The sequence below is a fragment of the Halioglobus sp. HI00S01 genome (assembly GCF_001635445.1).
GTDB lineage: Bacteria > Pseudomonadota > Gammaproteobacteria > Pseudomonadales > Halieaceae > Halioglobus > Halioglobus japonicus.
On sequence record NZ_LWEE01000363.1, the window covers coordinates 1 to 290 of the forward strand.

Annotated in this window: 1 protein-coding gene; it reads right to left on the minus strand. The window is 54.5% G+C overall.

All coding sequences use genetic code 11. From position 1 onward, the window contains the following. Nucleotides 1–127: 127 nt before the first annotated feature. Nucleotides 128–290: adenylosuccinate synthetase (locus A3709_RS22885; protein ID WP_197484346.1), on the minus strand; the 163-nt coding region annotated here is incomplete at its 5' end.

Here is a 290-nt window from a genome sequence, read left to right on the forward strand (position 1 = left end):
TAGCAGCAGGCCTTGAGCACTAAACCAGGGTTAGCTGCAAAACGTTGATAGGCAAATCACGTTTTATTTGGCGAGACATATCTAAAAAAAGGGGGCCCGGAGGGCCCCTTTATCCTGATGCAGATGATCAACCGAAGGGATGACACAGCACGATCGTCTCAACGCGATCCGGGCCGGTGGAGATGATGTCGATAGGTGCACCGACAACCTCTTCGATTTTCTTGATGTAATCGCGGGCCGCCTGGGGCAGCGCATCGAGCGACTGGGCACCGAGGGTAGAATCGCTCCAG